The following is a 20,923-nucleotide window of genomic DNA, read 5'->3' as shown; positions in this document are numbered from 1 at the left end:
CTTTACCTGAAGTTGACCCCTAGCACCACGGAGCTAAACCTGCTGTCTATGGCACGCGAAGGGCTGGTAACACCCCTTCGCACCGCCCTGTATCAGGCTCAGACAGAGAAAGTGCTGGTGCGGCAGGAAGACATTCAAATGGAACAGGGTGAGAGATCAAGGCTGAATCTGGAGGTGCTGCCATTTCGCCCAGCCCTGACGAACACACTCTATTTTTTGGTGCTTTTTAATCCCATCTCGCCCTCTGCCCCTGCCTCTAACACGTTCACCAGTCCCGTAACGGTAGAAAACTTAGACCCAGCGGACTTAGCGCGTGAGCTTGTAACGCTTCGTCAGGCGCTGTCTGCCGCCACCCAACGCGAACTCTCGGCCCAAGCGCATCTGCAAGCGGTGATTCAGGAGCAAAACCAACTCAACCAAAACTTACGCATAGCAAATGAAGAGATCCTATCGAGCAATGAGGAACTGCAAAGCACGAATGAAGAACTGCAAACGGCGAAGGAAGAAATTCAAGCCACCAATGAAGAACTCTCGACGACCAATGAAGAACTGCGGAGTCGGAATCTGCAACAAAATCGAGACAATAGTGATCTTAACAACTTTATCGCCAGCATTAATATCCCGATTGTGATGCTGACGAATGACTTAAGGATTCGCCGCTTTACACCAACCGCCCAGCGACTGTTCAATTTCATCCCCACCGATATCGGACGACCCTTCACTGACCTGCATGGTAATTTTGACGTTTCCCAGCTAGAACCGATGATTTTGGAGGTGTTGGAGACCCTCAATACAAAAGAACAGGAGATCCAAACAGAAGCCGGATACTGGTATAACATCCGCATTCGACCCTATCGCACTACTGGAAACCAAATTGACGGTGTGACAATAGTGCTACAGGATATTGATGCCCTCAAACGCTACACCGCCAGCCTAGAGAGCGCTCGCAACTATGCAGAAACCATCATTGAGACGGTGCAAATCCCGCTAGTTGTGCTGGACGCTGATTTACGGGTGAATGCCGCAAATCGATCGTTTTACCAGACATTTCAGGTTTCTGAAGCTGAAACCATCCATACGTTGCTGTTTGAATTAGGCAATGGGCAGTGGGATATTCCCGAACTGCGATCAATATTGAACGGTATTCTGGCGGATGGGCTTGTGGTGCAGGATTTTGAGGTCAATCATGATTTCGAGCAGATTGGGCATAAAAACATGCTGCTCAATGCGTGCAAACTGCACCGAGAAGACAACACAGACATGATTTTGCTAGCGATCTTAGATGTTACCGAGCGCACAGCGCGCCAGCAGGCTGAAGCAGCCAGTCGTGCCAAAGATCAATTTCTCTCAAATCTGTCCCATGAACTGCGAAATCCTCTCTCCTCGCTGCTGGGATGGGTGCAACTGCTCCGCAGCCGCAACTGCGACGAGGCAACAGTCGATCAAGCCTTAGAAGCCTTTGAGCAGAACGGTAGGCTACTCAATTACCTAATTGAAGATATTCTGGATGCCTCTCGGATTGCGGGTGGCAAGTTGCAATTGAATAGCCACCCAATCGACTTGAGCTTATTGGTTCAAGCTGTTCTCGATAGCGTTAACTTATCGGCGGTGACAAAAAATATTCAGTTAGTGTCATCGTTGAGTTCGATCACCGTGCTGGGAGATGCCGAACGCTTGCAGCAAGTGCTGGGGAACCTGCTCTCGAATGCGATCAAGTTTACGCCTGCGGGTGGACGAGTAGACATCACGCTGTCACAGGTTGACAACCAGGCGCAAATTCAAGTCAGTGACACCGGAATTGGTATTCCAGCAGATTTATTGCCACATATTTTCGAGCGGTTCTATCAGGGCGATTCCGGTACAACCAAAACCAAGCAAGGGCTAGGATTGGGCTTGGCGATCGTGCGGTATCTCATCGAGCTGCATGGTGGCACTGTTCTGGCAGAAAGTCCGGGCGAAGGACAAGGTGCCACACTGACCGTGCGGTTGCCTTTATACGTCCCGCCCCCAACCGCAACGCCGATTGTCGAACCGACGGTAGAAACATCTTTGGACGCTTCGCAAAATCTCCCCTCTCTAGAAGGCTTGCAGATCCTAGTGGTGGATGATCAGGTCGATGTGCTTTTACCCTTGCAGTTGATGCTAGAAACTTACGGGGCAGAGGTGCTGGCCGTAACGACTGCCAGAGCAGCCCTCTCTGCGCTCAACGAAAGCCCTAACCGCTATGATGTGCTGATTTCTGATCTCGGCTTGCCTGATGAAGATGGCTACTTCCTGATTCAACAGGTGCGATCGCTCAGTGCGGCAGCCGGAGGACAAATTCCGGCGATCGCGCTGACGGGCTATGCCAGTAAAGCAGAACAACAACGGGCGATCGACGCTGGGTTTCAAATGCACATAGCTAAACCCTGTGATCTGGTTCAACTGCGTGCAATAGTTGCCGATTTGGCTAAACGAACTTAACGGCTTGCCGTTACACGAGGCTTTCCTTCACAAAAAAAATTATATTTCGAGTTTTAATTCGGAGTTGTTGTAATACGGTTCAGTTCAGCCAAAAACCAGATAAACTGAGGTTCTGAACTCGGTGTTTCAAGTTCCGAACACAAATGGCCGAGTAAAAAGGTCGAAGTTCCGAGTTCCGAACACCAATGACCGAGTAAAAAGGTCGAAGTTCCGAGTTCCGAACACCAATGACCGAGTAAAAAGGTCGAAGTTCCGAGTTCCGAACACCAATGACCGAGCAAAAAGGTCGAAGTTTTGAGTTCCGAACACTAATGACCGAGCAAAAAGGTCGAAGTTTCGAGTTCCGAACACCAATGGCCGAGTAAAAAGGTCGAAGTTCCGAGTTAAACTTCCGGTTCCACTCCCAGCGCTTTTAACTGAGCGGCTAATCTCTCTGCACGCTGACTTTCTTGTTCTGCACGCTGTTGAACGGCGTTTTTCTCTTGCCGTTCTTTTGCTGCTAACTCCAAACCCCACAGTAATAATTCGCCATTATCATCCCACCAACGTAACCAATAACCTGTGCGGTTTTCTCGGCTTCCTTCCCATACACCTAAAAACAAGTTCATTTCCGCAATCCAGTGACGATTATTTGCATCCGGTGTTTGCAATTCATAATTTCCTAAATTATCTCGCCGATAAACTTCTAAGACTCCGCCATCTGGTTCAAAAATGGCATAGTTTGGCACTTGTAAAATCTGCTCATAATAAAACCATTTACCAGGGGGATAGGTCGGTTTACTCGAATACTCTCCACCTTCGGTATCTGAGAGAAATTCCATCACAATTACGGGAATATCACCTTGGAGTCTTGGGGTATAACTGCGCTTCACTTCTTCTCGTGAGACTCGAATAGATGGTACGTAACCCCAATCTGGTGCTTTGACGACAAATCGATTATTCAAAGTGGCACAGATACCATAATTAGTGATGGTTAAAGCATTGGTGGGTAATCTGCCAGCAAGTTCCAAGCTTTCTGTTAAAGCAGCAGCCAAGAGTGGTTGATTAATGTTATCTACTGGTTCGTTGTCTAAAACAAAATCATCAGGTAACTTTTCCCAGGTGACATTATGAGTGGCTGCATTGGCTAGCATGATCAGAATATCTCAAGTACAAATTCAATTTCTAATAGCCCGATTAAAAAATTGTACACGGCGTTACTCCTGAGCAAGGGTTTGCACTTCTTCTACTGACAATCCCAAAGCTTGGGCAATCTGTTCGATGCTCAAATTCATTTGCAATAATCGGGGTATGGCATCTCTTCTAGCTTGTTCTGCAAGTTCAGCCCGTTGTCGTTCTTGTTCTGCTCGTTGGTGTTCTTGTTCAGCCCGTTGTCGTTCTTGCTCGGCGTTGCGAGAAATTTCTGTATAAGTTAAAAATCGTTCTCCATCAGGGCGATATAACTGTAAGCCCTCTGTTGATAAAGCAAACCGAATTTTTAAACGGGGACTCACCCAATCTTCCATTTGGGGGATGACATCTAAACCGTCTTCGCTACGCAACCATCCACACAAATTATTTTTTTCAGGATCGTAAATATAGTACTCTTCTACGCCATAGCGATCGTAGAAAAGTAATTTTTTGTCCATTTCAGTTTGGGTGTTGCTCGGAGAAAGAATTTCAAACACCACTTGCGGTGCAATTCCCTCCTCTTTCCATTGTTGGTAGCATAAGCGATTGCCCTTTGGTCTACCCAATACCACCATCACATCTGGAGCGTTAACAATTTTGTTGCGTCCTTCTACCGGATACCAAAACAAATCCCCGGCGACAAATACATTTGGATCGTCAGCAAATAGCCAATCTAGATTCTGCTTAATTTCTACAATCCAGCCAAACTGTATGGTATTATTTGCCACTGGTTGTCCGTCACTATCTGGGTAGATGACCTCTGGCTGGGTCGGCGGTTGGATTTGCGATACCATAGCTTCGCCCTCAGAAGGATATTTAATCGTGATGCTTCCAAATTAGCAGACTCTTAAGTATGTCTGCGGCATGAATCTGGAATGATAACTAACTAAAACAGTACTATTGTTCTACAATAAACCGATTAAAGATAGTATTATTAAGGACTGTTTCATAAGAAACTCCTTCTTTGCCGCCCAATATGTCAGACCAACAGCTAGCAGCATCCTTGAATGGCCATCTTCCCTACCCCAGCCACAACAGCCAGAATACCATTCGGATTCGGGGTGCTAGGCAGCATAATCTGAAAAATATTGACTTGGAATTGCCACGCGATCGCCTAATCGTATTCACTGGCGTTTCTGGTTCTGGTAAGTCTTCCCTAGCCTTTGATACTATTTTCGCTGAAGGGCAACGTCGCTATGTGGAATCCCTCAGCGCCTACGCACGGCAATTTCTTGGACAACTGGATAAGCCGGATGTGGAAGCCATTGAAGGCTTAAGTCCAGCAATTTCCATTGACCAAAAGTCAACGTCTCATAACCCCCGTTCTACTGTGGGGACAGTGACGGAAATTTACGACTATTTGCGGCTGTTATTTGGTCGGGCTGGCGAACCCCATTGTCCGATATGCGATCGCTGTATTGCACCCCAGACAATCGATGAGATGTGCGATCGCATCATGGAATTACCAGATCGCACCCGCTTCCAAATTCTTGCACCCGTTGTCCGGGGCAAAAAAGGCACACATCGTAAGCTTTTGTCAAGTCTGGCATCTCAAGGTTTTGTCCGCGTGCGGATCAATGGCGAGATCCGCGAACTGTCAGATTCCATTGAATTGGATAAAAACTTTACCCACACCATCGAAGTGGTAATTGACCGCTTGGTGAAAAAGGCTGATATCCAGGAGCGTTTGGTTGATTCCCTGTCTACGTGTCTCAAGCAATCGGGTGGGATTGCAGCCATTCTGGTGAGTCTGCTTGGTGACGACGGACAAGAAAAAGAAGAAGAATTAGTATTTTCGGAAAATTTTGCCTGTCCAGAACATGGCGCGGTAATGGAGGAACTATCACCGCGATTGTTTTCGTTTAACTCACCTTATGGTGCTTGTCCCCACTGTCACGGAATTGGGACTTTAAGAAGATTTGCGCCAGACTTGATAGTACCCGACTGGGAAGCGCCAGTTTACGCTGCGATCGCGCCTTGGTCAGAAAAAGATAATTCTTATTACTTGGAATTACTCTATAGTGTGGGGCAGATTTATGGATTTGAGTTACAGACAAATTGGGGTAAGCTGACAGAAGAACAGCAGCAAATTCTTCTGTATGGCGAGAAAGATGAACGAGCCGCAGAAGCACAGAGAAAGCAGAGTTTTAAAGGTGCTATTCCAATTTTGCAACGACAGTATGAGGGTGGTTCGGAATTAATTAAACAAAAATTAGAGCAGTATTTAATCGATCAACCGTGTGAAGTTTGTAAGGGAAAACGGTTAAAACCGGAAGCCTTGGCGGTGAAATTAGGACAATATGGAATTTTAGAATTGACTACCGTATCAATTCGGGATTGTCGGGAGAGAATTGAGCAATTCAAGTTGAGCGATCGCCAGTTACAAATTGCTGATTTAGTCCTGCGAGAAATCAAAGCCAGATTGCAATTTTTGTTAGATGTAGGTTTAGATTATCTCACCCTTGATCGTCCCGCCATGACCCTTTCCGGTGGCGAAGCCCAACGAATTCGTCTAGCAACGCAAATTGGTTCTGGATTAACGGGAGTTCTCTATGTTTTAGATGAACCGAGTATTGGTTTGCATCAACGAGATAATGGCAGGTTGCTCAAAACTTTAACGAAATTGCGCGATTTGGGTAATACATTAATTGTCGTTGAACACGATGAAGAAACAATTCGTGCAGCCAACCACATTGTTGATATTGGCCCTGGTGCAGGAATCCACGGCGGAAATATTATCGCCCAAGGTGATTTTGAGGCGTTATTAGCAGCAGAAGATTCCTTGACGGGTGCATATTTATCAGGAAGGCGAGTAATTAACACACCAGCAGAACGCCGAGAAGGAAATGGGCGCAGTTTGGGAATTAAAAATGCCCATCGCAACAATTTACAAAATATAGATGTAGACATTCCGCTAGGTAAACTCGTCTCGATTACTGGTGTGTCTGGTTCTGGCAAATCTACGCTGATTAACGAATTACTGTACCCATCTCTGCAACACCATTTAACTAAGAAAGTTCCTTTACCGAGACATTTGGATAAAATCCAGGGATTAAATGCGATTGATAAAGCGATCGTTATCGATCAATCTCCCATTGGACGCACACCACGTTCTAATCCTGCAACTTACACAGGAATTTTCGATGCCATTCGGGATGTCTTTTCCCAAACAGTAGAAGCCAAAGCTAGGGGTTACAAACCTGGACAATTTTCTTTCAACGTTAAAGGTGGACGTTGCGAAGCTTGTAGCGGACAGGGTGTGAATGTGATTGAAATGAACTTTCTCCCGGATGTTTACGTGCAATGCGAAATTTGTAAAGGTGCAAGATACAACCGCGAAACTTTGCAAGTGAAGTATAAAGATAAGTCGATTTCTGATGTACTGAGAATGACAGTTGAAGAAAGTTTGGACTTTTTCCAGAATATTCCCAAAGCGATCGCGCGTTTGCAAACTTTATTTGATGTCGGCTTGGGTTATGTCCAACTAGGACAACCTGCGACTACCTTATCTGGTGGTGAAGCGCAACGGGTTAAATTGGCAACAGAACTATCTCGACGCGCTACAGGTAAAACACTTTATTTAATCGATGAACCGACAACAGGGTTATCTTTTTACGATGTCCACAAATTATTGGATGTCTTGCAAAGATTGGTAGATAAAGGCAATTCAATTTTAGTAATTGAACACAACTTAGATGTAATTCGTTGTTCTGATTGGGTAATAGATTTGGGGCCAGAGGGTGGCGACAAAGGGGGAGAATTGATTGCTGTGGGGACACCGGAGGAAGTTGCAAAAAATCCCAGGTCTTATACTGGGCAATATTTAAAGCAGGTGTTGAAGCAGTATCCGGCGGTGAAATCTTAGTCTTTTGTAAGTAACTTGCATTACATAAAACTAGAGAATCTTATCTCTAATTTTTCTGCCTAGTTTGAGAATTTTGAATTTTTGAATGTTGTATTGCAGTATAGGTGAGTTAAATGTGCATTACCTAAGCAAAACAGCTAATTAGCCGTATCTCCCCTTTGCCAAAACTGTTTTAAAATCTCCCCTGGCTTTCTATCCCAAGTGTCAATATGCTCATATATCAAATTATCTTGGTTTAGTTTATAAGTTGAATAACCATTAAAAAGCAAACCTGCTTTCCAGGGAACTCGCAACACTCCCCGGACTGTCCACTTTGCTAAAATCGTGTCTTCGGCTGACTGATAAACCTCATGCACATCAAAGTAAATTTGGGTAAAAAAGAGCCGAGCGTGAAATCGCAAAGTCCAAAATATAATGCGATAGTTAAATTTGTATTTGAATGTATTTACTGGGTCTTTAAAGTAGATATCATCTGTATAAATTTGATATGAAATATCTTTTTCAAAAAGCGTTGGCAAATCTTCTTTTAAAGTTTTAATTACCTGTTCCACCGATAATTGAGATTCCACGCGTATTTTTCCTTAAAAAATCTTTTTTAACAACCGTTGCCAAATAGAAGATGTACTCTTGTTAATCACACCACCCGCACTCAAATCTGACAGAATGGGAAATGATGCAGACTTAGCATAGGGCCCATTTCGTAAAACTTTAGCTAGGGTATTGTTATTTTCGCGCAAACCTTCGTAAAAAAAGAATACCTCTCCTTGAATACCAAGTTGACGATTGTATTCAATTGCCTGCACCAGATATTCTGGAGTAATACAGTAAGAACCAAGTTTCATCAGTATTCCCGGTGCTAACTTCGGCAACGTCGCATCTGTGAACTGCTGGTTTACTAGTTTATCAGCGATCGCAGCGTAACTCCTAAAGTCACGGCGATAAATCTGCGGCTGAATCATATCGACTATTCCTCGCTTCAGCCATGCGGGTGAGTCTTGCAGATATTCCTGGAATGCCCAATCATGGATATTAGGTGCGATCGCAACTAATAAATTAGGATTCACCGCTTTCACCTCTCCGTAGAGACGCGCCAAGAAGTCAGTGAGAATATCTGCACGCCACTGTAACCATTGCCTATCCTTGGGGTTCTTTGGTGGATTGCGATCGAATTCTTGGTGATAGCGGCTGACAGTTCCCTCATCATAGCCACCTTCACAGGGGAATGCTGGCAAGCGATCGTCTCCTTGGATACCATCCACATCATAATTATTCGCAACTTCCAGCACCAAGTTTAACAAGAATTCCTGCACCTGTGAGTCGAGTGCATTCAACCACTCAAAGCCGTTTTTCTTCAGTAAGTTACCGTTACAGTCACGCGCAGCCCATTCCGGTTTTTTCTGTAAAAGTACACCACCATTCAAATTATAGGAACTGGCAAAACCGTATTCAAACCAAGGAATGACTTTCAACCCAACTCGCCGCGCCTCAACTACCACCTCTTCTAAAGGGTCGCGACCTACAGACAGATGGTCAATTTCAACCCCAAAAATTTGCTGCATTGTTTGGCTGGGATACAGAGTTACCGCCTTATTCCAAACAACGGGAAACACCACATTAAATCCTGTTTCGGCCAGAAAATCCATCGCCTCGGCAATGCGTTCCTTTGACCTGAGAACTTTACTATCAGTAGTGGTCAGCCAAATACCACGGGTTTCTATTATTGCCATTTCTTTGAAGAAGAATTCAGGAGTCAGAATCAATTAGTGGGCCAAATTTTCTTGTTTTGTAGGGGTTTTTAACCCGATTATTCGTCCACCAATCGTACAGAATTAATTCTGTTAGCGGATAGCTAAGGTTTAGCCCATTCTGACTCCTGAATTCTGAATTCTGTTTGATAAATTAAAATTCTCGGCACGCAGCATCTAAACATTGACTAGCCGACGATACCGCGCCTGTATTATTGTGTAAATTCCATAGGCAACCAAACCTAACGCCACAATACCCAAAAGCCATGCTCCATAAGGCTGTTGCGCTAGCGTCTGTAATACTTCATCCAAACCTTCTGCGGTAGCTGCGTTCGATTGCCTAGCAGCTTCGATTAAAAACCAGCCGATAATACAAAATACTATGCCCCGTGCCGCTAAACCAAATCTGGAAATCCTCATTATCCATTGGGCTTCTGTGTTGCTTAACTCATTTAAATTGAGTTCTTTACGAAATTTACCACTAAAAGCTTGATAAAACTGATAGAAGCCTAGAGCAATTACAAACACCCCCACAGTTCCAACTAACCATTCACCAAAGGGTTGAGAAAGCAAACGTGCTGTCGAAGCTTCAGTAGAATCACTACTATTTTTACCGCCGCCTGTACCCATAACAATTTGCACAGCACTTAAGGCTAAACTTGCATAAATCAAGCCATTAACTGCGTACCCAATTCGCACTGCCAAACCTTTGGCATCATTACCTTTATTTTCTGGGTCTTTAATTGCCTGTACAAAACGCCAGATTACGTATCCAATCAAGCCAATTGCAACTAAAGCCAGCAAAAATTTACCAAATGGCTGGTTAACGATTGTTTGGAGAGCGCCTTGGGTATCAGTTGTTTTACCACCGTTGCCAAAAGCCGTCTGTGCTGCCAGTAGTCCAACTATACCGTAAACTACTCCCTTGGAAACATAGCCAAATCGTCCCAGTCGCTCAACCCATAATGAAGCATGGTTTGTCAACTGTTGTGTCATAGTAGTTGGGGAGAATTATATCTATTTTTTACCAAAATTTACCCACAATTTACATCTACCCCAGGGCAAATTATCTAATATTTTTGCAAAAAATTATTATCGTAATACTGTCTTTTAATAGATGTAAGACTCCTCAAAATAATATTAAAGTTATTAAGTACAGTATTATTATTTAGTATTTTTTAATGCTGAATTTGGATTAATTATGTCTCTAATAGAAACCTCTTGGAAACACGAATATATAATTACCAATGGGGTAAAACTACACTACGTTACCCAAGGTGAAGGGCCATTAATGTTGATGTTGCATGGGTTTCCAGAGTTTTGGTACTCTTGGCGGCATCAAATACCAGAATTTGCCCAAGATTTTAAAGTCGTCGCCCTTGACTTGCGTGGCTACAACGATAGTGATAAACCAAATGAGCAATCAGCTTATGTAATGGATGAGTTTATCAAAGATGTTGAGGGAGTAATCAAAGGATTAGGATACCAAAAGTGTGTATTAGTTGGACATGATTGGGGTGGTGCGATCGCTTGGAATTTTGCATACACTCACCCCGAAATGTTAGAACAATTAATTATTCTTAACCTGCCTCATCCTGCCAAATTTGCCCAAGGGTTACGCACTCCCCAACAGTTGCTACGTAGCAACTATATATTTCTCTTTCAACTACCGTGGATACCAGAATTACTTTTACAATCTTCCGACTACCAAGCTATTGAAACAGCTTTTAAAGGTACAGCAGTTAACAAGAGTGCTTTCACCAAAGCCGATATTGACGCATATAAAAATGCTGCGGCAAAACGCGGTGCCCTGACAGCAATGTTGAACTATTACCGCAATATTTTTCAGCAGAAAATGCTAAATCCAAATTGGGGCGTTTTGGAAGTGCCAACACTGATGATTTGGGGAGAAAATGACACTGCACTTGGCAAGGAACTAACCTACGACACCGCAGCTTATGTCCGAAACTTTCAAATCAAGTACATTCCTAATTGTGGTCATTGGGTGCAGCAAGAACAGCCTGAATTAGTCAATCAGTATATGCGAGAATTTCTAATAGACTGAACCTAATTTGCGAGTTTGCGATCAAATCAATTGATAAAGTATAAATACTTATCAAAACGCCAAATTATGCCAAGCAGTGCAAGCCTTTAAAAAGATTTAACAGAGATTTAACACTGGCAGCTTTTTAGGGTTTATCGGGTAAAAATCGACCAGAAACAGGATATATCGAATTTTTTATCTCGCTATTATAGCAAGTTCATATCATAACCAACTTGTTAAGGCATAGTATACATTGACCTCACGAAGTTTAGTGAGATAATAGAGTTGTGAGGGACAGAACGGACGCAACTTGATTATTAAGGGGGAAAATATATGAAACTCCAGCTATTAGCGGCCATGGCCTTAGCAACTCCCCTATTTTTCGCTAGCTCGGTTAGAGCGGAAAATCCGCAGGATTTACAAAAGCTGCTTTCAACTGGGGAATGTATCCAGTGTAATTTGTCGGGAGCTAACCTCAGTGGCGCTCATTTAATTGGTGCTGACTTGAGAGGCTCGAAGCTCGAAGGAGCAAACCTTGTAGGGGCTAACCTCGAAGGTGCTGACTTAACAGGTGCTAATTTAGCAGGTGCTAACCTAACATCAGCTTATGTAAGCAATGTTAATTTGAAGCAAACCAATCTTAACGGAGTAAATTTTACCCGCGCTACGATTCACGATTCTAATGTGTATAAAGCATCAATGAATGATCTAAATCTCACTGATGCCGAAATATTTAACACTGGAATCGGGATTGGTGGAGAAGATGCCGAAATTCCCGATTGGAAATAGGCTGAACTGAGTAGGCAGGTGAAAATAAACACAACATCAGAGAAACTGGTTTTTTGCCAGCATTATCTTTAAAATCTGCCTATACAAAAATAAAAAATGAAACCCCTCTTGCTTGTAATCACTTTACTATGACGCAAGCAGAGGGGGTTTCTTATTGGGATTGAGCCAATCTTGTCTTGGTGCTATTTTGAAAGCACATAATCAATGATGCTAGTTCCTACGAGAAAAACTCACTATCAAATTCGGAAAGTGAGGATGAAAGCGATTATCGCACCGTGGCAATCTCAAATTCCCACTTCTTTACTCAGCACTGTTTCGCTGACTATAGCCCTGCAAACCACTCATAGCCCTGATCCTCCCAATAGCCTTTAAGAGGTAACAAATTGCTGACGAATGTAATTTGAGTCACCCACTTGCTTTGCTTATAACCCAGTTTAATTGGGGATGCTAGGCGCATAGGCGCACCATTATCAACTGATAATGGTTGCCCATTCTTTTGATAAGCCATCAGGGTTTGGGGATGTACAGCAGAGGAAAGATCCCAGCTTTCATAGTAGCCATCAGCAGATTTAAAGTAGACATAGCGGACGTTTGACTTTGGCTGTACCAGCGCTACTAAATCTCGCAATCGCACGCCTCCCCATTGAACGATCGCAGCCCAGCCTTCAACACAGACATGGCGAATTACCATTGAAGTCAAGGGAAGTTTTTCAATATCCCCCATACTCAATTGCATCGGGTTACTAACCTCGCCATCAATCTTCAGGCGAAACTGCGCCGGATCAATTTGCGGCGTGAAGTCAAAGGAATTGATTAGCAATTTGTCTGCTTCTATGGCACTAACAGGAAATTCTGGAACTGCTTTCTGACTTAACAGTAGTGCTTCTAGACGTTGGTTTAGTGGCTCAGATATTTGGCGCAGATTATCTGAGAACAAATTTGTCCCACAGCCACCTAAAAGAAAGCCTACCCCTGAAAGTCCAGATAGTTGCAGTAATTGGCGACGGGATAAGGTGCGTTTGGGAAGAATCAGACTCATATTACCTCTACAGAAACATAGACTTAACTAGACGGATGCTTCCTAGCTTCAGGACAAGTAAGGAATGAGCAATTGTAAACAGTGTGAACAGTGCGTAGAGTTTGCCAACTACCAAACAGCCCAGAAATCCAATGCAGTTGGGCAGGTTTGTACATCGCCAGACCACTTAAGATTGACAGCAGTAGCACTGGAATGATAGGAGTATAAACTAGATAGAAGTTTGAGAGAGTTATTGCGTAAGTCCTATATAAGAGTTTCAGAACAAACTTATCTCTGGCTGGCTATCCTGAACTTTGGAACATACAAACACATTGGTGCTTAAGCCTTGATATGCGATGCCTACAGCAGCAAGTTACACAACCCAATTTTCTAGAGTAATATTTTGTTAGTGAAGAATATCTGCGCTTTGATGATCCTGATACTAAATCTATGGACAACAGAGGAAAAAAGCGACTTTTATAATATTTATTGCAAATCTGACCATCATAACAGGGCTAACTAGCGATTAGGGTGGGTAAATAGTGCCCACCCTAAAACTCTAACTTGCTACTGCTTCAGCAGGGGCTGTTTCAACAGCAGTTATAGGTAAATAAACACTAACTTTTTTACGGGTTTTGCCCTTTCTCTCAAACATTACAACACCGTCGATTAAGGCGAATAGAGTGTCATCGCTACCAATACCGACGTTGTTACCAGGGTGAAATTTGGTACCGCGCTGACGCACGAGAATGTTTCCTGCACGCACAACTTGACCGCCATAACGCTTGACACCCAGACGTTGGGCGTTAGAATCACGACCGTTGCGTGTACTACCCGTTCCTTTCTTATGAGCCATGATTTCCTCTTATGTATCTGTATCTACTTCTTTTTATTATTCAACAGCGGTTTCAACTTCTTCAGCAGAAGTCTCATCTAAAATGGGGGTTTCCTTCTCCGCTTCTCCTTGGGCAACAAATACTTCACCGTTAAGGGTGATAGAGTCAATCATAAGTCTGGTAATTTCCTGACGATGCCCCCGTTTTTTGCGGGTTTTCTTTTTCGGCTTCATCTTGTATACCAAGACTTTACGACCTCTGTAATGTCGCATTACAGTCCCTTCTACAGTTGCACCTGTTACTAGTGGCTGTCCAATGCTGACTGCGCCATCGTGCTGCACGAGTAATACGGAGTCTATTGTAACTTTTTCATCTGGTTCGGTGGGAAGCAGTTCAATGTCATAAAACCGCCCTGGCTCTACTCGTATTTGTTTGCCGCCAGTTTCAATAATCGCGTAAGTCATGGAATTGTCCTTGAGGTTGCCGTACAGGTAGCTGGTTTTTATCTCGTGTAGAGAGGTTTTTGCCAACTTTTGTAATATGTCTACCTGATCCGAGCAGGAATTAGACAGACAATCTAACATACTATTTTATCTACAGGTGCTAAGTCAAGCTTTCATTTGCCAAAATTCGTGATGGCGATCGCTTACCCAAAAATCAGAATTGATGCTTCTTATTTAAAAACTGCTTCTATCTTAGGAATGATTTTTATAAACTAGTAGAAATATTTTAGACTCAAACTTATAGTTTCTTGTCAAAATCCACACGTTTATCTTATTTGTTTTAAAATTAAACTTACAACGCTTAATCTAATAGTTCTTTACAGAATTTAGTGAACCAAAAAAATTAAATTCATACATTCAAACCTGATATTTAAAACAGGAGATGGATTTGTCATGACACAGCAAAATGCTACCCGACTTTTTCAAGCCGTAAAAAAAGATCAAGCATTGCAGCAAAAGCTTAAAGCAACAGCTGATCCACAAGCTTTCATCAAGATTGCTAAAGAGCGTGGTTATGACTTCACAACTGATGAACTGGAAAATGAAATCAACAAGTTATCAGAAGAAGATTTAGCCGCCATTGTCAATCCAGGATGGGGAACTAGACGGCACCTTAATCCTAGATGATTCCTATTCTAGGAAACTGAAAGTATAGAAAAAACTGAATTGACAAGTTTTGTTCCTAAAGGGGATACAGTTGCATCATCTCCTTTAGGGTCATTTCTGTGAAATTAAGCAACTCTGCTTCCCATCTCCCCACCTGCCTAACTCGTGAGTTAGGATGGCTATATTTTCATCAGGTGATATGGAAAGAATAGAAGTTGAGCAAAGAACTATTTTAATTGGTTTGGCAGGTAGCCACGGCTATGGTTTAAATCGTCCTGATTCAGACTTTGATTATCGGGGAGTCTTTATCGCGCCCAAAAGGTACTACTTGGGATTTGATCGTATAGAACAAAAAGATACTGGTTGGGATGAACCAGGAATATTTTCATTCCTGGATGGTAACAAAGACACAGTTATATATGAATTAAGAAAAATCCTCCTGTTATTAGCCGGCGCGAATCCCAATGTTTTAGAATTGCTCTGGTTAAATAACTATCCTTTAGTAAGCGCAGTCGGACAGCATTTAATTAATCATAAGCAGCTATTTTTGAGCAAGAAAGTAAAACATACTTACACTGGTTATGCCTTTGCTCAAATCAAAAAGATGGAAACGCATCGTAAATGGTTGTTAAAGCCACCACAAAAAAAGCCAATACCATCTGACTTCGCCATAGAAGACGAAGCCCCCCTCAGCAAAGATGAGCTAAATGCTTTTCTGGAGTATCTTTATAACTTAATCAGAGGACGGATTGAGTTTTTGGAAGAAGCGGAACAATTATACAAATTGCTGACGGCAGATATTGATTTTAAAGGAGTGTTAAAACAATATACTTTACCCGATGAAACTTTAGAATATACTCAAAATTTAACCAATAGCCGTAAAGATTTTATCCGCCTACTTCAAAAAAGCCAAAATTATCAAATAGCTTTGAGAGAATGGAAAGCTTACTTATCTTGGCAGGAAAATAGAAATCCGGCTAGAGCAGAAATGGAAAGAAAGTCAGGTTTTGACCTCAAACATGGGATGCACTGCATTAGATTATTACGCAGTGGAGTAGAAATATTGCGTCAAGGTGAAGTGATTGTAGATAGAAGAATAGCTGGTGATGTTGAAGATTTAAGAGCTATTTTGAAGGGTGAGTATTCTTATGAGCAAGTTATGAAAATGGCAGAAGATTTAGTCGCTGAAATGGAGGTTGTCTACGAACAATCTACTCTCCCTCACAAACCTGATTTAGAGGAAATTAATAAGTTGTGTATGGAATTGGTAGAAATGCAGAATTGGTGATTGGGCATGGGGCATAGGGCATTGTTAATTAAGTTTCTTCCCCATTCCCCATTCCCCATTAAATACTGTACATTAAATCAGCAAACCCATAGAGGCTGATGATCAGCAATAATGATGCTGTTAGTTGAGTAATTCGCGCCTGGGGTGAGGGCGCGATCGCTTCCCGCACTAAAATAGAAATAGATGCCCCAACTACTAAGCTCAAGCCTAAGATTAAATAGGGTATGTCCGGTAAAATAGTCGCTATTGCCAGCATAGCGATCGCTAATAAAAGCATCAATAATTCTACAAACCTGGGCGGGTTGTATTGGCTAGATAAAACAAAGCTGTTGAACCAAAAAGACCAAAATCTCATAGTCAGTGTTGAATATTGTTAGCGGTAGCGGCGACTTTACCTGGATTTCTCACAAGTGAGAAATACAAGGGGTGTGGGAGGTGTGGGAGGATGGGGAAGAAGTCTTACCCCCCACACTTCCCACACTCCTCTTCTCCCTCTGCCTACACTATCCGTGAGAAATCCGGGTTTAGCCCGTGCTGAGTTAAGAGTTGTTAGTAATGAAGCAGCTTTCCATTCAAAACTTTTAACTCCTAACTCCTCACTCCTAATTTTTAACTTCTAGCCCCTAACTTTTGACCTGTGCCGTTTTTTTGTGCAGCATCACTTTCTGGTAATTCTACGCCAAAGACGCGGCTAAAAACTTTGGCGACTTTGTAGCCAGAATCAATCGATTCTAAGGGGTCTTTTCGCAGTCTGTGACGCAAGCATAGGGTAATCACACGGCAGATATCATCAACTGTAACTTCAGTGCGTCCTTCATAAGCTGTTAAGGCTTTGGCGGCGCGGTTACTAACAATGTCACCCCGCAAACCATCTACATCCAATTCAGAACAGACTTCAGAAATTTTTACCCGTAGTTCATAGTCAAGTTTCACTTCTGGCAAAAGCTTTTGAGCATTGACAATTTTCTCTTGTAATGCTTCTTGCTCGGCTTTATGGCTTTCGAGAAATACTAGAGGATTTTGGTCAAAATCCGCCCGTTGTTCCACGATTTGCACCCGCAAGGCTGGTTCTTTTACGGTGTGAATTTCTGCGTGCATTCCAAAGCGATCAAGCAGTTGGGGGCGTAGTTCGCCTTCTTCCGGGTTTCCAGAACCCACAAGAACAAAACGCGCTGGGTGACGGATAGAAATACCTTCCCGTTCTACAGTGTTCCATCCACTCGCGGCGGAATCTAGTAGCACATCTACGAGGTGGTCATCTAGTAAGTTGACTTCATCTACATAGAGAATACCCCGGTTAGCCTTTGCCAGCAGTCCTGGTTCAAAGGCTTTGACACCTTCAGATAAAGCTTTCTCAATGTCGATTGTGCCACAAACTCGGTCTTCTGTAGCTCCTAGCGGCAGGTCTACCATTTGGACTTTTTTATGAGCTACAGGAATTTCCGCCCCTTGTTCTAAGAGTTGCCGGACTTCATCGCTCATCAAGTCGGGGTCGCTAGGATCGCTACTGAAGGGGTCATTGGCAACCACAGAAATTTCTGGCAGCAGATCCGCCAGCGCCCGGATAGTTGTGGATTTACCGGTACCGCGATCGCCCATGATCATTACACCACCAATTTTGGGGTCAATCACGTTCAATAGGAGCGCCAGTTTCATTTCTTCCTGGCCCACAATTGCCGTAAAAGGAAATACCACGCGACGCGCACTTGCCGTGGATTGAGCAGTTGGACTCACTAAATTACCTTAACAATATTTTTCTTATTACAGTTCTCTATTGTGACACAGGTGGGGTGTGGGGAGTGTGAAGATCAGGGGGAAGGGGGCAGGGGAGGCAGGGGAAGCTAACGAAGAAATTCTTGCCCTCCCCATTCCCCATTTCCCATTCCCCATTCCCCATTCCCTATTCCTCATACCAATATCTATTGGGCACAAATGCTTACTAGCTGCGTCAACTATCTTAATATTGTCTGCTTTAGTTTTTCTGGTGCAAAAGTTCCATAAGCAGGGGACGAACAACTACCAACTCATCAATCCTGTACTAAGCATAAATACTTGTAGACTAATGGTTAGTAAATTTAATCGTAAAAGCGAGCAATGGCGTGTGTGGGTAGCTAATGCATCATTCCAATTTATGAAATCACCTTTTATTATTCAAAGTTGGCGGCGACTACTTAAGTATCTTTTTCCGATTCTCATTTTAATATCCTTTATTACGGTATTACTGGTAGATAGTTTTACTCCTGCCATCGCACAGATACCCCGTCAAGAAATTCGCGGGGTTTGGATGACCACCAATGATTTTGACACTCTCAAGGATCGTTCCAAAGTCCAGGATGCGGTAAGTCAATTACGACGGCTGAACTTTAACACAATTTATCCTGTAGTGTGGAATTCTGGTTATGTGATGTATCCCAGTGCGATCGCACAACGTGCAGGTATTCAACCTTTTATCTATAAAGGTTCAGATGGACATGATATTCTTGCCGACTTAATTAACCAAGCCCATCGTAAAGGATTGCTAGTGATTCCCTGGTTTGAATTTGGTTTCATGGCTCCCTCAACGTCAGAACTAGCACTAAATTATCCTGATTGGTTCACACAAAAGCGTGATGGTAGCCAAACTTCTATCAGTGCGGCTGGTGAGGTTATGTGGCTCAATCCGTTCCATCCACAAGTGCAAAGGTTCATCACCAATCTAGTGCTGGAAACTGTCACTCAATATGATGCTGATGGTATTCAGTTTGACGATCACATGAGTTTGCCTCACGAATTTGGCTATGACAAATATACAGTTGCTTTGTACACCAAAGAAACCAAGAATGCTCCTCCAAAGAATTCCCAAGATGCGGCATGGGTAAAGTGGCGGGCAGATAAAATTACGGCGTTCATGGTACAACTTAACCAAGCCGTGAAGCAGAGAAAACCCCAGGCGATTTTCTCTGTTTCTCCTAATTACTATGATTTTGCTTACAAGTTTCACCTGCAAGACTGGCTGAGTTGGATACGGCAAAATATTGTGGACGAGTTAATTGTGCAAGTTTATCGTCCGAATCTGCAAAGTTTTGTGGCTAATATTTCTCGCTCAGAAATTCAAGAAGCCCAAAAAATAATTCCAACTGGAATTGGTATTATGACTGGGTTACGAAATAATCCAGTTCCTATGCAGCAAATTAAGTCTCAAGTGCGGGCTGCTCAAGAACGCGGTCTAGGCGTAACTTTCTTTTATTACGAAAGTCTTTGGAACGATGCTCTAGAACCCTTAAACGAGCGGCAAGTTGGATTTGGAAGTCTCTTTCCATCTCCTGCACTCCGCGCCAGAATTGAATAACTTTGTCTATTGAAGATTACGTTAATGGACTAGAAATTAAGGTTTTTTCGTCTAATGGTAGTGCCTTGCCTGTTGCAAAGGCTCAGATTCCCGACTTATTTTAAAAGTCGGGAATCTTGTTATAACCACTTTAGATGTGTGCTTCTATCCATTCTGATGGTACTGCGATCGCTGCATAAAATCGATAGAGTAATTTTTATCGCAATCAAAGCACGTCAAGTTTGACTCCAATCTTGTAACTCTAGTGCTTCAACTCTACCGAAATGACGCTGATTATGAGTGATCATAACTAGATTATTGGCGATCGCAACTCCAGCAATGAGCAAGTCAATATCATCGATGGGAATCCCTTCAAGGCGCAAGTTTGCGTAGATATCTGCGGATAAGGTGACTGATTGTTCAGTAAGGGGTAAGACAGTATTTTGGGCGACAAACTCCAAAAACAAAGCGAGTTGCTTTTGGGCATCACGGTGCTTTAACCCACTGAGAATTTCGTAATAAGTGATAATACTAATGTTGATTTTACGATAGGTTATCAAGTAATTCTGAAACTGAGTTACTACATTAGTATTACCTCGGAAGAACAAGGACAAAATATCAGTATCAATCAATGCTGGTTTCACGGTTTTGTCTTTGAGAAAATGCTTGCTGACGACGGATAGCAATCTCGTCTGAAAATTCGCCGTATGCTTCATCTGACATATCGTTCCAGCAACCTGCGAACTGCATGATAGCAGCAGCATTATGATTGTTAGTTTCTGAGCTTAGTCGAAATCCGTGAATCATCTCATAGAGTTGTGCTAACTTAGCATCTGGGATTTGCTGCACTTCTTTTAAGACTTTAACTCTCCATTCAGAATCGTGCATTACCTAATCTCTCCTGATTTTCCAATCTTTAATTCTAATATAAGAAAGAGGCTTGCTTCTTTAGCAATAAAATATTCCATTATCCTTGAGTCTCACGCGCTTTGCGTAATTTTTCAGACAGTCGCGCCATCACCACTTCACTATCTATTACGTCTCTACGTTCGATAGAAGCAAGCCCAACAGCTATTTTTTTCTGGGTTTCTTCTTCCCATTCCTGATAACCTTTCTCCCATTCTTCCAGCAGTTTCAATGCTTTAGCAATAACATCTTCAGCATTTTTATATCTACCTGTAGCAATTCTGGTTTGTATAAATTGCTCGTATTCCACCTTAAGTTGGATGTTCATAATTGTTATTCCTAGTTAGCTAAGAGCCTTCCCTAAACTATGCTCTAAAATCTAT

General features: G+C 42.8%; 22 protein-coding genes. 8 read left to right on the top strand and 14 right to left on the bottom strand.

The window, feature by feature from the left end; translation table 11 throughout:
• Positions 1-46: 46 nt before the first annotated feature.
• Entirely contained in the window at positions 47-184 is a 138-nt protein-coding gene (locus H6G86_RS38190) for a hypothetical protein (RefSeq protein WP_199338286.1), read from the bottom strand.
• 206 nt (positions 185-390) lie between these two features.
• Between H6G86_RS38190 and H6G86_RS15385 the strand changes: the two genes are divergently transcribed.
• A complete protein-coding gene (locus H6G86_RS15385) occupies positions 391-2,463 on the top strand; it encodes an ATP-binding protein (RefSeq protein WP_199338285.1) in 2,073 nt (690 codons plus the stop codon).
• 383 nt (positions 2,464-2,846) lie between these two features.
• Here the strand turns inward: H6G86_RS15385 and H6G86_RS15380 are convergent, their stop codons facing one another.
• Positions 2,847-3,596, bottom strand: a complete 750-nt coding sequence (locus H6G86_RS15380; protein ID WP_190935046.1) for a Uma2 family endonuclease — start codon at positions 3,594-3,596, stop codon at positions 2,847-2,849.
• Positions 3,597-3,659: 63 nt separating this feature from the next.
• Positions 3,660-4,427 (bottom strand): Uma2 family endonuclease, encoded by a 768-nt coding sequence (locus H6G86_RS15375; RefSeq protein WP_190935045.1) that lies wholly within the window; start codon positions 4,425-4,427, stop codon positions 3,660-3,662.
• A 182-nt stretch (positions 4,428-4,609) separates the two neighbouring features.
• Between H6G86_RS15375 and uvrA the strand changes: the two genes are divergently transcribed.
• Entirely contained in the window at positions 4,610-7,498 is a 2,889-nt protein-coding gene (gene uvrA / locus H6G86_RS15370) for an excinuclease ABC subunit UvrA (protein WP_190935044.1), read from the top strand.
• Between the two features lie 137 nt (positions 7,499-7,635).
• On the opposite strand, the gene H6G86_RS15365 is transcribed toward uvrA, so the two are convergent.
• The 3 genes from H6G86_RS15365 to H6G86_RS15355 form a co-directional block, all read right to left on the bottom strand.
• Entirely contained in the window at positions 7,636-8,067 is a 432-nt protein-coding gene (locus H6G86_RS15365; protein WP_190935043.1) for a C6orf136 family protein, read from the bottom strand.
• 12 nt (positions 8,068-8,079) lie between these two features.
• Positions 8,080-9,225 (bottom strand): glycoside hydrolase family 10-like protein, encoded by a 1,146-nt coding sequence (locus tag H6G86_RS15360; protein WP_190935042.1) that lies wholly within the window; start codon positions 9,223-9,225, stop codon positions 8,080-8,082.
• Positions 9,226-9,420: 195 nt separating this feature from the next.
• Positions 9,421-10,239, bottom strand: coding sequence for a DUF1206 domain-containing protein (locus tag H6G86_RS15355; protein ID WP_190935041.1), 819 nt, complete (start codon positions 10,237-10,239; stop codon positions 9,421-9,423).
• Positions 10,240-10,444: 205 nt separating this feature from the next.
• On the opposite strand from H6G86_RS15355, the gene H6G86_RS15350 reads away from it, so the two are divergent.
• A complete protein-coding gene (locus tag H6G86_RS15350) occupies positions 10,445-11,308 on the top strand; it encodes an alpha/beta fold hydrolase (RefSeq protein ID WP_190935040.1) in 864 nt (287 codons plus the stop codon).
• 312 nt (positions 11,309-11,620) lie between these two features.
• Positions 11,621-12,076: a pentapeptide repeat-containing protein gene (locus tag H6G86_RS15345; RefSeq protein ID WP_163929430.1), complete on the top strand. Its 456-nt coding sequence runs from the start codon at positions 11,621-11,623 to the stop codon at positions 12,074-12,076.
• Between the two features lie 322 nt (positions 12,077-12,398).
• On the opposite strand, the gene H6G86_RS15340 is transcribed toward H6G86_RS15345, so the two are convergent.
• Positions 12,399-13,115, bottom strand: coding sequence for a molybdopterin-dependent oxidoreductase (locus H6G86_RS15340; RefSeq protein ID WP_190935039.1), 717 nt, complete (start codon positions 13,113-13,115; stop codon positions 12,399-12,401).
• Between the two features lie 64 nt (positions 13,116-13,179).
• Between H6G86_RS15340 and H6G86_RS39865 the strand changes: the two genes are divergently transcribed.
• Complete coding sequence (locus H6G86_RS39865; protein ID WP_313931046.1) at positions 13,180-13,311, top strand: hypothetical protein; 132 nt, start codon at positions 13,180-13,182, stop codon at positions 13,309-13,311.
• A 342-nt stretch (positions 13,312-13,653) separates the two neighbouring features.
• Here the strand turns inward: H6G86_RS39865 and rpmA are convergent, their stop codons facing one another.
• Together rpmA and rplU are read right to left on the bottom strand one after the other, a co-directional pair.
• On the bottom strand, positions 13,654-13,950 hold the full coding sequence (gene rpmA / locus H6G86_RS15335; RefSeq protein WP_114084255.1) for a 50S ribosomal protein L27: 297 nt from the start codon (positions 13,948-13,950) through the stop codon (positions 13,654-13,656).
• A 36-nt stretch (positions 13,951-13,986) separates the two neighbouring features.
• On the bottom strand, positions 13,987-14,394 hold the full coding sequence (gene rplU, locus H6G86_RS15330) for a 50S ribosomal protein L21 (protein WP_190935038.1): 408 nt from the start codon (positions 14,392-14,394) through the stop codon (positions 13,987-13,989).
• A 432-nt stretch (positions 14,395-14,826) separates the two neighbouring features.
• On the opposite strand from rplU, the gene H6G86_RS15325 reads away from it, so the two are divergent.
• Both H6G86_RS15325 and H6G86_RS15320 read left to right on the top strand, forming a co-directional pair.
• Positions 14,827-15,060: a Nif11-like leader peptide family natural product precursor gene (locus H6G86_RS15325; protein WP_114084257.1), complete on the top strand. Its 234-nt coding sequence runs from the start codon at positions 14,827-14,829 to the stop codon at positions 15,058-15,060.
• A 178-nt stretch (positions 15,061-15,238) separates the two neighbouring features.
• Positions 15,239-16,327, top strand: coding sequence for a nucleotidyltransferase domain-containing protein (locus H6G86_RS15320; RefSeq protein WP_190935055.1), 1,089 nt, complete (start codon positions 15,239-15,241; stop codon positions 16,325-16,327).
• A 58-nt stretch (positions 16,328-16,385) separates the two neighbouring features.
• Here H6G86_RS15320 and H6G86_RS15315 read toward each other — a convergent pair whose 3' ends face one another.
• Entirely contained in the window at positions 16,386-16,682 is a 297-nt protein-coding gene (locus H6G86_RS15315; RefSeq protein ID WP_163929427.1) for a hypothetical protein, read from the bottom strand.
• Positions 16,683-16,936: 254 nt separating this feature from the next.
• Positions 16,937-18,061: a magnesium chelatase ATPase subunit I gene (bchI, locus tag H6G86_RS15310; protein WP_190935037.1), complete on the bottom strand. Its 1,125-nt coding sequence runs from the start codon at positions 18,059-18,061 to the stop codon at positions 16,937-16,939.
• Positions 18,062-18,389: 328 nt separating this feature from the next.
• On the opposite strand from bchI, the gene H6G86_RS15305 reads away from it, so the two are divergent.
• The gene (locus tag H6G86_RS15305; protein ID WP_190935036.1) at positions 18,390-19,655 is read left to right on the top strand and encodes a glycoside hydrolase family 10-like protein; all 1,266 of its coding nucleotides are present in this window, start codon (positions 18,390-18,392) and stop codon (positions 19,653-19,655) included.
• 215 nt (positions 19,656-19,870) lie between these two features.
• Here H6G86_RS15305 and H6G86_RS15300 read toward each other — a convergent pair whose 3' ends face one another.
• From H6G86_RS15300 to H6G86_RS15290, 3 genes are all read right to left on the bottom strand, one after another.
• On the bottom strand, positions 19,871-20,278 hold the full coding sequence (locus H6G86_RS15300) for a type II toxin-antitoxin system VapC family toxin (RefSeq protein WP_190935035.1): 408 nt from the start codon (positions 20,276-20,278) through the stop codon (positions 19,871-19,873).
• Positions 20,259-20,522, bottom strand: coding sequence for a hypothetical protein (locus tag H6G86_RS15295; protein ID WP_114084262.1), 264 nt, complete (start codon positions 20,520-20,522; stop codon positions 20,259-20,261). Before H6G86_RS15295 ends, H6G86_RS15300 begins: the two co-directional genes overlap by 20 nt.
• Positions 20,523-20,601: 79 nt before the next feature.
• Positions 20,602-20,868, bottom strand: a complete 267-nt coding sequence (locus tag H6G86_RS15290) for a type II toxin-antitoxin system ParD family antitoxin (RefSeq protein ID WP_190935034.1) — start codon at positions 20,866-20,868, stop codon at positions 20,602-20,604.
• Positions 20,869-20,923: the final 55 nt, after the last annotated feature.

It is taken from the genome of Nostoc sp. FACHB-133, assembly GCF_014698055.1.
Taxonomy (GTDB): domain Bacteria; phylum Cyanobacteriota; class Cyanobacteriia; order Cyanobacteriales; family Nostocaceae; genus Nostoc.
Note: the sequence above shows the minus strand (reverse complement) of the source record. Positions and strands in the feature narration are given on the sequence as shown.

What these genes read in the sequence shown, in the direction of transcription:
- H6G86_RS38190 (WP_199338286.1), bottom strand. Translation starts at nt 184, where the DNA reads ATGGCAGCACCTCCAGATTCAGCCTTGATCTCTCACCCTGTTCCATTT.
- H6G86_RS15380 (WP_190935046.1), bottom strand. Translation starts at nt 3,596, where the DNA reads ATGCTAGCCAATGCAGCCACTCATAATGTCACCTGGGAAAAGTTACCT.
- H6G86_RS15375 (WP_190935045.1), bottom strand. Translation starts at nt 4,427, where the DNA reads ATGGTATCGCAAATCCAACCGCCGACCCAGCCAGAGGTCATCTACCCA.
- uvrA (WP_190935044.1), top strand. Translation starts at nt 4,610, where the DNA reads ATGTCAGACCAACAGCTAGCAGCATCCTTGAATGGCCATCTTCCCTAC.
- H6G86_RS15360 (WP_190935042.1), bottom strand. Translation starts at nt 9,225, where the DNA reads ATGGCAATAATAGAAACCCGTGGTATTTGGCTGACCACTACTGATAGT.
- H6G86_RS15355 (WP_190935041.1), bottom strand. Translation starts at nt 10,239, where the DNA reads ATGACACAACAGTTGACAAACCATGCTTCATTATGGGTTGAGCGACTG.
- H6G86_RS15350 (WP_190935040.1), top strand. Translation starts at nt 10,445, where the DNA reads ATGTCTCTAATAGAAACCTCTTGGAAACACGAATATATAATTACCAAT.
- H6G86_RS15345 (WP_163929430.1), top strand. Translation starts at nt 11,621, where the DNA reads ATGAAACTCCAGCTATTAGCGGCCATGGCCTTAGCAACTCCCCTATTT.
- H6G86_RS15340 (WP_190935039.1), bottom strand. Translation starts at nt 13,115, where the DNA reads ATGAGTCTGATTCTTCCCAAACGCACCTTATCCCGTCGCCAATTACTG.
- H6G86_RS39865 (WP_313931046.1), top strand. Translation starts at nt 13,180, where the DNA reads ATGAGCAATTGTAAACAGTGTGAACAGTGCGTAGAGTTTGCCAACTAC.
- rpmA (WP_114084255.1), bottom strand. Translation starts at nt 13,950, where the DNA reads ATGGCTCATAAGAAAGGAACGGGTAGTACACGCAACGGTCGTGATTCT.
- rplU (WP_190935038.1), bottom strand. Translation starts at nt 14,394, where the DNA reads ATGACTTACGCGATTATTGAAACTGGCGGCAAACAAATACGAGTAGAG.
- H6G86_RS15325 (WP_114084257.1), top strand. Translation starts at nt 14,827, where the DNA reads ATGACACAGCAAAATGCTACCCGACTTTTTCAAGCCGTAAAAAAAGAT.
- H6G86_RS15320 (WP_190935055.1), top strand. Translation starts at nt 15,239, where the DNA reads ATGGAAAGAATAGAAGTTGAGCAAAGAACTATTTTAATTGGTTTGGCA.
- H6G86_RS15315 (WP_163929427.1), bottom strand. Translation starts at nt 16,682, where the DNA reads ATGAGATTTTGGTCTTTTTGGTTCAACAGCTTTGTTTTATCTAGCCAA.
- H6G86_RS15305 (WP_190935036.1), top strand. Translation starts at nt 18,390, where the DNA reads ATGGTTAGTAAATTTAATCGTAAAAGCGAGCAATGGCGTGTGTGGGTA.
- H6G86_RS15295 (WP_114084262.1), bottom strand. Translation starts at nt 20,522, where the DNA reads ATGCACGATTCTGAATGGAGAGTTAAAGTCTTAAAAGAAGTGCAGCAA.
- H6G86_RS15290 (WP_190935034.1), bottom strand. Translation starts at nt 20,868, where the DNA reads ATGAACATCCAACTTAAGGTGGAATACGAGCAATTTATACAAACCAGA.